Here is an 11,568-nt window from a genome sequence, read left to right as displayed (position 1 = left end):
ATTTTATTCTCAATGTTGAGAAAATTAATTCTTTCTTTGAGTTTTCTTCTCTTTCAATCCTGTTCCACCTTTCTCATCGGAGACCCGCCTACGGTTTCAAACTTAGAAACCGATGTGGATCGGGAAGTCACTTACGAATTGATCGGCTGGAAAGAAGACTCCGGCAAAAAACTTGCTTCCGAAATTTTAAGAACCCTTCATCTTTCCGGAAGATTTAAGAAACTTTCAGTTCATACGAAGACCGATTCCGAAATCAATATCCAAATCATTTTGGAAAAGGCTCCCCGTTTTTCTTTATTCTTCGGAGAACATTCCCAGCCTCTTTCTTGGATGCTCGAAAAAGAACCGGGAAAGTTCTCTCTTTATCTTCTCAATCGAATCGCCGCTTACAGAACTTTTCTTATCTTTCCGATCCTTCAGAAATCCTCGGACCGCGTCTTATTCAAAGTCTGGAAACGAAATCGGAAAGTGGCCGAATATTCTTATTCAATCGAAAACGTTTTCGCAATCGGCTGGATCCCTCTTCTGTTGATGCCTTTCGACGACAGAAACGAGATCGAACTCGTCTACGCGGGTTATGCGAGAAAATTTCTTTTTGACTCGAGGTCGATCTATTAGATGAAACAGAAAACCATCACAATCCTTATCGTCGCTTTTCTTTCTTCTTGTATCGGAATCGTAAATCCTCCGGAAATAATTCGAGACTCTATCTCCATTCCGAAAGGAAAACCTCTTCGTTTGGAATTCACCGGATTCGCATTTTACGTTTCGGAAATGAATCATATCAAAAAGAATCTTCAGGAAAAAGGATATCGAGAGGATCCACAATCGGACGTGCTCCTGGAAATCATCCTTCAGGAAAAGGAAGCGGAATACGAATATCGCGGCTTACATTTCCTCAATCTGTTAACCAGTTTTCTAACTCTCGGCGTGGTTCCCTTTCACATCAGAAGCGAACATATTCTTACTTACAGAATCTCCGAATCCGGAAAACCCCCGAAAGAATCCGTGCACGAATTACTTTTGGATCAGTGGAGGGGTTGGATTTTAATCCCATTCTCGCCTTTCTATTGGCCTTCCACTTCCTTCGAAAAATCCTTAATCAATTCTCTGGAGGAGTTCGAAAAACAAAAATGAAACTTAAGACATATTTTAATTTGATAATATTCTTATTCTTTACTTCCTTCGTTCTAACCGATTGCAGACTTTTAAGAAATCTTCGTACGGAAACGAAAGACGGCTCTCGATTGGAAAAAATCACGGTAGACGGAATCGAAAGAACTTACTGGATTCATGTTCCCGAGAAAAAAATTTCAGCAACGGAAAAAGTTCCTTTGGTTCTCGGGCTTCACGGAAGACTCGGAAGCGGAAGGAACATTATGGAGGATTCTAAACTCAATCATATTTCCGACAGAGAAGGTTTTATAGTCGTTTATCCGGACGGAGTCGATCGTAGCTGGGCAGACGGACGTGGGGCGACCCCCGCCGATAGACAAAAGGTCGACGACGTTCATTTTTTAGAAAAACTCATAGATCATATTTCGGAATCCCATCCGATCTCGAAGGATAAGATTTTTATCTTTGGACATTCCAACGGAGGATTTATGACCCAAAGAATGCTGGTCGAAAAAACGAAACGATTCCGCGCCGGCGTGAGCGTCTCCTCTCAGATTTCTGAATTTGTTCTAAGGAACTTCGAACCTTCCGCAAACGTTTCCGTGGCGTTCATCAACGGAACCAAAGATTCGACGGTTCCGTATTACGGCGGTTATGTGAGAGACGGAGGAGAAATTTTAAGCGTAGAAGATTCGGTAAACCGTTGGCTTCAATGGAATTCCTGTCTCAAAGAACCGGAAATCAAAAAGAAGGACGACAAGGAAGACGGCACGAGCGTCGAAATCCATTCTTACAATCGGTGCAAGGGAAGCGTTTCGGTTCTTCTTTATAAGATAATCGACGGAGGACACAATTGGCCCGGAATAAATCGGAGGGTCCCGTTTATAAAAATGGGAAACCCGACATACGAGTTGGATCCCGCGGAAGAAATTTGGAATTTTTTTAAATCGAATTCGGTTTCGGGAAACTAAATTTCTAAAGGAGAACCAGTATATGCAAAAAATTGAATTTTTTTTCGAATTTGCGAGTACGTATTCTTACCTTTCCGTTATGAGAATCGAAAAGTTAATTCAAAACTCTTCGATTGAAATCTTATGGAGACCGTTTTTACTCGGTCCGATTTTTAAGGAACAAGGTTGGAACGATTCTCCATTCAACGTATATCCCGCAAAAGGAAAATATATGTGGAAGGATATGCAAAGAAGAAGCCGCAAATACGGGATCGACTTTTTAATCCCGAATGTCTTTCCAAGAAACGGACTTTTGGCTTCCAGAATCGCCATTGCAAACGAAACACAACCTTGGATTTCCTCTTTTATCCGAGAAACCTTTCAAGCCAATTTTGCCCAAGACCAAGACATCTCTTCGCGGGACGTGTTGACTCCGATTCTAAAAAAGATCGGCGTAAACTCCGAAGAGATTCTCCAAGGCACATCGAACGAAGAAATAAAAAACAGACTCCGAAAACAAACGGAACGAGCCGCTTCGCTCGGAATTTTCGGCGCGCCCAGCTTTATCGTAAATGAAGAACTTTTCTGGGGAGACGATCGACTCGAAGACGCTCTGGAAGAATTGAGGAGATAGGAGAATCGTTTTGAAAATCGCTTACGTTAGGAAGCCTTTCAAGACTTCAAATGAGTTTCAGTAAGCAGCAGATATTTTCCTTTATGTTTTATTTTGAAACTCCGAAGCTGGGTTGTTTTAAATTTGGACTCGCATTCGGAGGCCCATTGTTCAAAGACAACGGATATACTTATGAAATAAGAACCTTTCATCTTGCGCTTTTTACTCCGATCGAGTTTTAGAATTTAAGAATTCGGTGCAAAAAAAATCGAATCCGATCGAAGATCGAAATGATCCCATTCTTGCGACTTTTTAGATTGAAAGAATTGAAACACATCGTTAACAATTACTTATAGGAACAGTGAAGATGAAAAAAAGAATGATTTTGTTGTTAGTTTCCCTCTTAGCGTTTTCCGTCGGAGCCGAGGAAGTTTCGGAATTTCAAAACGACTTGAATCTTTTGATGAACTCCCTTGAATCTTGCGAATGTAAATTCATTCGAAACGGAGCAGAACACGAACCGAAAGAAGCAAGAGAACACATGGAACGAAAGCTGAAGGCTACGGACGGCAAAGTTCAAACCATTCCGAACTTCATCGAATACATAGGCACCAAGTCCAGCGTCACCGGAAAACCTTATCTCGTAAAATTCTCGGACGGCAAGACGGTGGAATCGGCCGTATGGCTCAAAACTAAATGGGAAGAAATTTCCAAAAAGAAAAACGCGCCCGTTAAAATTCCTAAAAACAAAAAGAAATGAATCCGTTCTGTAACGGAAATTTAATCATTCCTTAATGGAATCCGAACCTCATACCGCTACCATAACGGTATGAGAAATTCTAAACCGATCGAAGTATGCCGTTCTCTCATCTCTCCCAAAAGAAATTTTCGGATCGCGATCGTTACTGAAACTTATCATCCCGAAATCAACGGGGTCGCGAAAACGCTTCATAAAATGGTAAACGATCTCGTCGAAAGAGGCAACGACGTTCTCCTGTTTCGTCCAAGGCAGGGCTTGAGGGATCAGGAAAACGCAACCGACGGATATCGCGAAGTTTTGATGGCGGGATGTAGAATTCCTATGTATTCCGATATGCGTTTTGGATTTCCTGCGAAAAGAATATTAAAGCGACATTTGAAAAAAGAGCAACCGGACGTCGTACACGTCGTCACCGAAGGACCGCTTGGTTGGTCGGCGGTGAAAGCAGCGAACGATTTGGGTATTCCCGTTGTAAGCGACTTCAGGACCAATTTCCATTCCTATACCCAATACTATAAGCTCGGCTTTGCCGGAAGACTTGTAGAAAAATATCTCCGTAATCTTCACAATAAAACGGAAATCACCCTTACTCCGTCGCAGGACATCGTTGAGAAACTTGTGGAGCAAGGCTATCATAACGTTCGTGTTGTAGCGAGAGGAATCGACACGGACCTTTTTCATCCCTCCAAGAGGGATCCCATTCTTAGAAAAGAATGGGAGGTTTCCAGAGATCAACTCGTAGTTTTATATGTGGGCCGAATCGCGGCGGAAAAAAATATCGAACTCAGTATTCGTGCTTTTCGAAAAATCCAGGAAACAAATCCGAACGCAAAGATGGTGTTGGTCGGAGATGGACCGCTCAAAGATCCGTTGGAAAGAAAGAATCCCGATTTGATTTTCGCGGGTTTAAAAAAAGGAGAAGAATTGGCGAAGCACTTTGCATCAGGCGATCTTTTTCTTTTTCCAAGTATGACGGAAACATTCGGCAATGTTGTGTTAGAAGCGATGGCTAGCGGAATCGCCTTGGTCGCTTATCAATATGCGGCCGCCGGTTCCTATCTACAGCACGGTTCTTCCGGATTTTTACCCGGTTTCGGACGAGAACAAGAATTCGTAGATATGTCCTGTTTCTTAGCAAATCAGACAAGTCTTAGAAAAAAAATGGCGGGTAAGGCCCGTAAAAAGGCGCTTCATTGCACTTGGGAAAAAGTAGCCGAATCTCTCGAAAGAATTTATTCGGAATATTCAATTTCTTTAATTCGCAATCCGCAAACGTCCCCGTTAAATTTGTCCTCGTTCAGGATTGTGGAATCAAGGAGTTGAGTCCTGGGGAATCACCAGAGCTTCCTTTAGAATATCCCTCGTCGTTACGATTCCGGCAATTTCACCGTGACCGTCCATTACCGGAAGACAGGAAATTTTATAACGCATCATAAGTTCTATCGCATATCTGACGGTTTGATCCGCCGAAGCCGTAATCAAAAAAGCGCTCATCAACTGCGAGGCCGTTTTTTTCTTAGTAAGGTCGTCTTGAACTCTTTCCAATCTTGTTCCGATAAAAGGACTGATCGCCTTTAAATAGTCTCGATCCGAAATTACGCCGATGAGTTTTTTTTGATCGTCGATTACGAGAAGATGATGAAATTCCAAATTATCAAAAATCTTGCCGATTCGAGCGACCGGATCTTCCAAGTTGACCGTAATAATTCTTGTGGTCATCACTTGTTTAAGAGGTTTGTTTAAATCCATACTTTATAAGCTGATTTGACGAAAATTCGGGAAAAGAAAATTTCAAATACTCGCTCTAACCTGAGTAACGAAATCGAAAAAAAAATGCGCCGGCCCCTTTTTTTTCTTGTACTTTATCGAATTTTCCTATGATGACCGAGTAATTCCAGGGCAAGGAGAATTTTGCCTATGAATTTAAATTCAAATCGTTTCTTGCAAAAGAAAGACGCCTATCGTAAGGAAGAATTTCGCCAAAAGCAAATCAGCTCTCTTCGAGTCGGCTGTTTTCAAATGAAAATTCGGAAACAGAGAAACCGATATCGAGGCAGAGAAAAAAGGACGATTTGATTTTTTTTTAATCCGACCCCGGCCGATTTCGGTATAATTCTTACTATCTAAAAGGAAAGAATTATGCCGGATACAATCGTCTTTAGCCTTTATACGATGGCGTTTCTCTATATCGTCGCGGGAATACTTCATTTCGTGTTGCCGAAATTTTATCTGAGAATTATGCCTCCCTACATGCCTTATCCGAAATTCATAGTCTGGATCAGCGGACTCGTTGAAATCGGACTCGGATTTCTTCTCTTGTTTCCGGATACAAGATCGCTCGGCGCCTGGGGTGTGATTCTGCTTTTGATCGCCGTCTTTCCCGCAAATCTTTATCATTATCAATCGAGGAGAAGAACGGATCCTCCGAAATGGATCCTACTTCTCAGATTACCGCTGCAGGTTGCACTGATTTACTGGGCTTATACGTTCGTATAAAATTATATTTATTGAATATAATTTAGTTCGAATACTTTTTCAACTCTTCCATTCCCGGAAGATTGGAAAGATCCGGCACGATTACGATTTCGATTCTTCGGTTTGCGGATCTGTTTTCGGGAGAAGTGTTCGGCAGCGCGGGTCTGGAAGCGCCCATGGATGCCGCGCTGATTCTTATCTCGGGCATTCCCGCTTTCACCATCGTGTGAAGAACATTCAACGCCCTCGAAGACGCTAATTCCCAATTCGTATAACCTTTGATTCCCGTCGGAGTATCGTCGGTGTGGCCTTCTATTTGAAAACGTTTCCCGTCCAGAGACGCGAGAAGAGTTGTCACCTCTCGAATAGCCGCCGTACCGGAAGGAGAAAGAAACGCGGAACCTACCGGGAAAAGAATATCGGAAGAGAGAACTACCACCATTCTCCCGTCGATAATCTTTATTTTGAGCTTACCGGAGTCGATCATGGATTGAAAAGTCGCCATGAGACCTTTGTATTCTCGGATTCTTTTGTCCGATTCTTCTTGGATTCGTTTTAATTCTTCTAAAGAATTGAAGAGCCCTTCCTTTTCACCGATAATTCTCTGATTTTCAAGTTTGGAATCCTCGTAAGCCTTTAAAAGAGAATCATACTTCGAATTCGAGACGCAGTTCCCGAAAGAAAGAAAAAAAATGATTACGAGAAGAGTCTTAAATTGCATAGAATTCCATCCCAACAGTATCTTCTATCAATGTCGACCGATTCGAAAAAAACAAAAGGGGGATATGAATGGATAAAAAAATCTTTTCATCATGTACATCCTCGACTAAACTACATTGGAAGAGAACAAAATGAACGGACCTATTTCTAAAATACGCAGAATTCTCCCTTTATTATCGCTTTTAGCCGTTTTTTACGCACCCTTACTCGTTTCCCAAGATAAAACTCCGGCGGGAACTTCCGTAACCGGTAAACCGAATGAAGAGAAACGAGAGCTTCGAGTTTTTCTCGAAGAGGTCAGAAGAAATCTCCGGGATTCCGGATACAGCGTTGAAAAGAAACACCAATTCAACGGTGCGGTTTTTAAAGGAAACTCGGTGATCTATAAGATTCATCTCCCATCCATTCAAGAAGAAGGTACGCAAAAATACAAATTAGGAATCGGTTTGGCTCACGACGATGCGGCGCATTCTTTCCTTGTTCAGATTTACCGAAGCGATAAAAAAGATAAGAAGATCGCTCCGATTTTTTCCGCTTACGCAGATCCCGTCTTTTTTTACGAGTTCGACTACACTAGTTCGGGAAATCACTTCTTAGTGGAAATCACTTTAGAAGATTCTACTTTGAATGTCGCTAATTTTGAACTTCTGTTTAGCACTTTGATCAGTTATCAGGGGAATGAGAACAAAAAAGAAAGCAAAGGCCAATACAATCCGAATCAAAACAATCCCGGCTTCGGACCGTCTCCTTCGATTTTGCCTAACGATACTAGAAATTATTTCGAGGTTTTTAAAAAAGAATTTTGACGATTGAGCGTGCGAATATTAAGATATTTGAAAAAACGTTTTAGGATCAATATATAAAGAAAGATCTCTAAAACCGGAGATACAAAGCAAGTGTTAAGAAAAGACGGAAGTCCCCTTTATCCGTTAAATAGGGACTATAAAAATTCTCGCGAAAGAATTTTAGAAGGCGCGGCGATCGCGTTTTCTAAAAAAGGATTTCATGGAACCTCCTTACGTGAAATCAGTAAAGAATGCGGTTTAGAACAACCGAGCATCTATCATCATTTTCATTCTAAGGAAAATCTTTTCCGAAAAGCGCTCATCGCGACTCACTTGTTGATTCTCAATGAAATAAGAAGAAGAATCGTCAGAGACCAAGGTCTTCATACGGAAGTAATCTCCATTTTTAGAGCGATCGCCGTCACCGCAAAAGAATATCCCGATAAAGCGAGGCTTCCTTTCAGCCTAATCTATTCCGCTCCCGTAAATTTGCAAAATGAGTACACGGAGAGATATGGAAGTCAGTATAGAAGGTTGTTGGAAGTCGCCTTTGAAAGAAACGAAATGATTCAGAGGAAGGAAGAAAAACTTTCTCTCTGCGTGGATCTTCTGCATAGTTTGGTTCTGGCCTGTTCCGTGGATGCTTTGTATTTGGATCGAGTTCGCGGTCTAGAGGATCGAGTAAAGCTGATCCTTGGAATTTAGGAGGGGTCGGAACTCCGGAGGAGAATCTCTTCGGAGAGTCGGACTCCGCGCAAATTTCACAAAAAAATCTTCCTTTCCCCGCTCGTCCGGAGACTTCTCGGAACCGTATCCGGTATGAGCGAACAAAACAAAAAAACGGACAAATTCTTTCATGAAAGAAAGTTAAGAGATTCAAGGAGATCAGGATATTTTACGGCGGATCTTTATGTTCCATTTCAACTCTACTCTTATGCCTTAGAAAGAATCCAAAAGAACAAAAGCCTCAGCGCGTATCTTGAAATTCTCTTAAAAGAATACAGAGAACAAATGATTCAAATCAAAAGGCCACATTCTTTAGAGAGAACCTCTTATCAAAGGAAGTCGCAGGATCTAAAACGACTCTCGTTCCGCCCAAAGGAAAAAGACTGGGCGGAACTCCGAACAATAGCGAGATATTTAGGAATATCAATGTGCAAAACCTTCGTACACTTCTTTTAGAAATGGAAAAAAACGACGAAAAGAAAAACCCTCACAAAAAAACCGAAAAAACAAAGTTTAGGATACAAAGCTTAATTCAGAAATTCTCTCATAAAAGGGATCAAATAACGTTTGAACTGATTGTAGATTGGTAAAAGAATAAAATCATTGAGCGAAATGGAAATATCTTGATAAAAACGGGTTTTGTCACATAGAATATAAACTCGGACTCGAAAAATAAAAATTCCATCGTTTCGCTCGAAGAGAAAAATGAATCATGCCTTTAAAAGACCCAAAACCTGAACTCATAAAACTGTATTCTTCCATAGGAAAAATCATTACTTCGTCTTTGGAACAGCAGGAAATCTTAGACGCCGTTATGGAAGAAGTCAGAATGTTTTTCAGTCCGGAGAACTGGAGTCTTATGAGATATGATGAAAGTTCGGAAGAATTATTCTTTCTCATCGCCGAGGGCCTAGATCTGGAAAGAATTAAGAACATTCGGTTAAAATTCGGAGAGGGAATCGCGGGATCCGTCGTTGAAACAAAAAGTCCTGTCTTTGTGGAAAACGCAAGAAATGATCCAAGATTCTCCTCGAAGGTTGACGATCGAACAGGCTTTGAGACAAGAACGATCATTGCAGTACCGATGATTTTTAGAGGGCAGGTTCACGGGGTAATCGAACTTATAAATCGGTTCGACGGTTCTTCCTTTACCCAGGAAGATTTAGTAATTCTCCAGACGATTGCGGATTTTACTGCGATCTCTTTAGTTCATTCTAATCAATATGAGGAAACAAAGACCCTTGCATTTAGAGACGCTCTTACCGGAGTTTTTAATAGAAACAAGTTGAACCATCTTAAGGAAGAATGGTCCGGGCGGAGAATGGAGGATCAGCTTGCCCTTGTCGCTCTCCTCGACCTCAATGATTTTAAGATTATCAACGATACTTACGGGCACAAAACGGGGGACCAAGTCCTTTGTCGTTTTGCAAATATTCTTCGTTATGTGATTCGGGGAACGGACAAAATTTTTAGAATCGGAGGAGATGAGTTCTTAGTTCTCGTTCAACATGAGAACAGAGAAAAAATTCTTCAAACTCAGGAAAGATTTCACGAGGCAATGTCGGTCCTCCTAAAAAAATGCAAGGAAAACAATCCACCTTTTCATTTTACTTGGGGAATGTCGGTCGGATCTCTTCAGAAATTGGAAGACCTTATCCATGAGGCCGACCTTTCTATGTACGCTTCGAAGGAATGAGAGTTTTTTTGGTCGGAAGTCCGCAAATAGGTCCTTCAAGGAATATCACCGAAATACTCGATTTCCCGCTTTAAGAGAATCCCGCTCTGCTGAAAGACTTTGTCCAAGACAAGTTCGACCAAATAATTCACATCCGAAGCCGTTGCAGTTCCGACATTTACGATAAAATTACAGTGTTCAGGAGAAATCTGCGCGCCTCCCTTGGCCGCACCTCTTAAACCTGCGCGATCAATGAGCTCCCAAGCCTTAATTTCTTTCCCGTTTTCTCCAAAAATTTTAGGATTCTTAAAAACAGAACCGGCGCTCTTTTTATTTTCCGGCTGAGAAGAATTTCTTCTCTCTCTCTTATCTCTTAAAGATTCTTCAATTTCATCTAAATTCCCTTCCTTAAGAAGAATTTCAATCCCAAGGATAATGGAATCTTTGTTATTTAAGAATTCTGTAAAACGATAACCGTGTTCTATTTCATTTGATTTCTTAATTAACACTTCATCATTTCTTAAGAATTCTACGGTTTCTATAAGATCGAAAAGTTCACCTCCATAACAACCGGCGTTTTGAATTACCGCTCCTCCCGTCCAACCAGGAATTGTGCTCAAAAATTCGGCTCCCGTAAAACCGGCCTGCGAAATTTGCCGAAACGTCGGAGTCGTATTTGTCGCTGCTCCAATCCGAAATTTTCCTTCCCCTAATGAATCAAAATTCTTAAATTTTCCCGAAAGGCGAAGAGTGAGAAAGTTGTCCGGATGGTCCGAAATCAAGAGATTCGAACCTCCCCCAAGAATTTTCCAAGGGAGTTCTATTTTTTCAAAAATGGAGAGTGTTTCTAAAACTTGTTCTGAATCTTCGGGTTCCACGACAACGGGACAAATCCCCCCGATTTTAAAGGAAGATAACACTGAAAGGCGGACTTCCGACCGGCGGAGAGCAGGGAGATGAAGATCAAAAAAGAGGACGGGAGCGAAGTCCTCCTCTTGGAGTTAGTGAAGAATCCGGATATTCTTAAATCGGTTAGTTCTGAGATTTCAAAAAAGGAGATTTCCGGTTGTTGTTTGGTTGGTTTTGCAGCAGAAACAAATTTCTTAGAAGAACATGCGATTGGGAAATTGAAAAATAAAAATCTCAACTATATAGTCGGGAACTACGTCGGGAAAACCCAAAAAGGTTTTGGAGAAGTGGAAACCAGCGTCGTGATCTATTCTCCTTTGGGAAAAGTAGCGGAGATAGGTCCACTTTCAAAAGAAGCAATTTCCGAGAGAATTGTGGAATTCTTTAAAATGGACCTTACTAAGACGGTTGTCAGACCTTCTTAGGTCGGAAGACCGGCGATTTTCCAGTGGACTTGGTTTACCTCTAAACTAAGCCGGCTAACTTTTCTTGGTCTTGTGCAAGAAGAATCACCGATTCACAATAGGTTTCCCAATCGGTCCTTCCGGACGCAAAATCTAAATATACGGATTCAAGTAAGAGAAAAAACATAGGTCACCTCTCCTTTTTAGGATCGAATAAAACCGCGAAATTCCTTGAGTTCTTTTTCTTGCCGAGGAGAGTAGGAAGAAAATCTTTTGTGTATTAGAATATGCTCCCACCTCTTTCCGAATCTCGGATCCGGATTTTAAAAGAATCTTTAGAGTCGTCTAAAATACCTTTTAGGTCGGAAGTCCGCCTTTCAGTGTTATCTTCCTTTAAAATCGGGGGGATTTGTCCCGTTGTCGTGGAACCCGAAG

At 41.4% G+C, this 11,568-nt stretch carries 15 protein-coding genes and 3 pseudogenes; 14 read left to right on the top strand and 4 right to left on the bottom strand.

What is annotated here, in order from left to right:
* The first annotated feature begins 36 nt into the window (after nt 1-36).
* The 7 genes from CH376_RS17055 (at nt 37) to CH376_RS17025 (ending at nt 4,762) form a co-directional block, all read left to right on the top strand.
* Nucleotides 37-618 carry a hypothetical protein gene (locus CH376_RS17055; RefSeq protein WP_125231928.1) on the top strand — a complete coding sequence of 194 codons (582 nt, stop codon included), beginning with the start codon at nt 37-39 and terminating at the stop codon, nt 616-618.
* Nucleotides 619-1,137 (top strand): hypothetical protein, encoded by a 519-nt coding sequence (locus tag CH376_RS17050; RefSeq protein WP_100785338.1) that lies wholly within the window; start codon nt 619-621, stop codon nt 1,135-1,137. It begins immediately after the preceding gene.
* Nucleotides 1,134-2,087: a CE1 family esterase gene (locus CH376_RS17045; protein WP_100785337.1), complete on the top strand. Its 954-nt coding sequence runs from the start codon at nt 1,134-1,136 to the stop codon at nt 2,085-2,087. The genes CH376_RS17050 and CH376_RS17045 overlap by 4 nt, the downstream gene beginning before the upstream one ends.
* 22 nt (nt 2,088-2,109) lie before the next feature.
* Nucleotides 2,110-2,700: a 2-hydroxychromene-2-carboxylate isomerase gene (locus CH376_RS17040; protein WP_100785336.1), complete on the top strand. Its 591-nt coding sequence runs from the start codon at nt 2,110-2,112 to the stop codon at nt 2,698-2,700.
* Between the two features lie 50 nt (nt 2,701-2,750).
* Nucleotides 2,751-2,921, top strand: coding sequence for a hypothetical protein (locus CH376_RS17035; protein ID WP_207767174.1), 171 nt, complete (start codon nt 2,751-2,753; stop codon nt 2,919-2,921).
* Nucleotides 2,922-3,046: 125 nt separating this feature from the next.
* Nucleotides 3,047-3,439, top strand: coding sequence for a YfeK family protein (locus CH376_RS17030; RefSeq protein WP_100785335.1), 393 nt, complete (start codon nt 3,047-3,049; stop codon nt 3,437-3,439).
* A 69-nt stretch (nt 3,440-3,508) separates the two neighbouring features.
* Nucleotides 3,509-4,762 (top strand): glycosyltransferase family 4 protein, encoded by a 1,254-nt coding sequence (locus CH376_RS17025; RefSeq protein ID WP_100785334.1) that lies wholly within the window; start codon nt 3,509-3,511, stop codon nt 4,760-4,762.
* Here the strand turns inward: CH376_RS17025 and CH376_RS17020 are convergent.
* The gene (locus tag CH376_RS17020; protein WP_100785333.1) at nt 4,751-5,188 is read right to left on the bottom strand and encodes a CBS domain-containing protein; all 438 of its coding nucleotides are present in this window, start codon (nt 5,186-5,188) and stop codon (nt 4,751-4,753) included. The two genes, CH376_RS17025 and CH376_RS17020, sit on opposite strands and share 12 nt — an antisense overlap.
* Before the next feature lie 390 nt (nt 5,189-5,578).
* Between CH376_RS17020 and CH376_RS17015 the strand changes: the two genes are divergently transcribed.
* A complete protein-coding gene (locus CH376_RS17015; RefSeq protein WP_100785332.1) occupies nt 5,579-5,935 on the top strand; it encodes a DoxX family protein in 357 nt (118 codons plus the stop codon).
* A gap of 22 nt (nt 5,936-5,957) precedes the next feature.
* Here the strand turns inward: CH376_RS17015 and CH376_RS17010 are convergent, their stop codons facing one another.
* Nucleotides 5,958-6,635: an OmpA/MotB family protein gene (locus CH376_RS17010; RefSeq protein ID WP_100785331.1), complete on the bottom strand. Its 678-nt coding sequence runs from the start codon at nt 6,633-6,635 to the stop codon at nt 5,958-5,960.
* A gap of 130 nt (nt 6,636-6,765) precedes the next feature.
* Between CH376_RS17010 and CH376_RS17005 the strand changes: the two genes are divergently transcribed.
* The 4 genes from CH376_RS17005 (at nt 6,766) to CH376_RS16985 (ending at nt 9,841) form a co-directional block, all read left to right on the top strand.
* On the top strand, nt 6,766-7,440 hold the full coding sequence (locus CH376_RS17005; RefSeq protein ID WP_100785330.1) for a hypothetical protein: 675 nt from the start codon (nt 6,766-6,768) through the stop codon (nt 7,438-7,440).
* 90 nt (nt 7,441-7,530) lie between these two features.
* Nucleotides 7,531-8,124, top strand: coding sequence for a TetR/AcrR family transcriptional regulator (locus CH376_RS17000; protein WP_100785329.1), 594 nt, complete (start codon nt 7,531-7,533; stop codon nt 8,122-8,124).
* Between the two features lie 114 nt (nt 8,125-8,238).
* Complete coding sequence (locus CH376_RS24895; RefSeq protein WP_100785328.1) at nt 8,239-8,601, top strand: DUF1564 family protein; 363 nt, start codon at nt 8,239-8,241, stop codon at nt 8,599-8,601.
* 256 nt (nt 8,602-8,857) lie between these two features.
* Nucleotides 8,858-9,841 carry a sensor domain-containing diguanylate cyclase gene (locus CH376_RS16985; RefSeq protein ID WP_100785327.1) on the top strand — a complete coding sequence of 328 codons (984 nt, stop codon included), beginning with the start codon at nt 8,858-8,860 and terminating at the stop codon, nt 9,839-9,841.
* A 35-nt stretch (nt 9,842-9,876) separates the two neighbouring features.
* Here the strand turns inward: CH376_RS16985 and murB are convergent.
* Nucleotides 9,877-10,761 (bottom strand): annotated as a pseudogene (gene murB, locus CH376_RS16980) (UDP-N-acetylmuramate dehydrogenase); the annotation flags it as partial.
* On the opposite strand from murB, the pseudogene CH376_RS16975 reads away from it, so the two are divergent.
* Nucleotides 10,750-11,154, top strand: a pseudogene (locus tag CH376_RS16975) (phosphopantothenoylcysteine decarboxylase domain-containing protein); the annotation flags it as partial. The pseudogenes murB and CH376_RS16975 overlap by 12 nt on opposite strands.
* A 40-nt stretch (nt 11,155-11,194) precedes the next feature.
* Here the strand turns inward: CH376_RS16975 and CH376_RS24750 are convergent.
* Entirely contained in the window at nt 11,195-11,320 is a 126-nt protein-coding gene (locus tag CH376_RS24750; RefSeq protein ID WP_276328259.1) for a hypothetical protein, read from the bottom strand.
* A gap of 100 nt (nt 11,321-11,420) precedes the next feature.
* Between CH376_RS24750 and CH376_RS16970 the strand changes: the two are divergent.
* Nucleotides 11,421-11,568 (top strand): annotated as a pseudogene (locus CH376_RS16970) (UDP-N-acetylmuramate dehydrogenase); the annotation flags it as partial.

This window comes from Leptospira adleri (assembly GCF_002811985.1).
GTDB lineage: Bacteria > Spirochaetota > Leptospiria > Leptospirales > Leptospiraceae > Leptospira > Leptospira adleri.
Note: the sequence above shows the minus strand (reverse complement) of the source record. Positions and strands in the feature narration are given on the sequence as shown.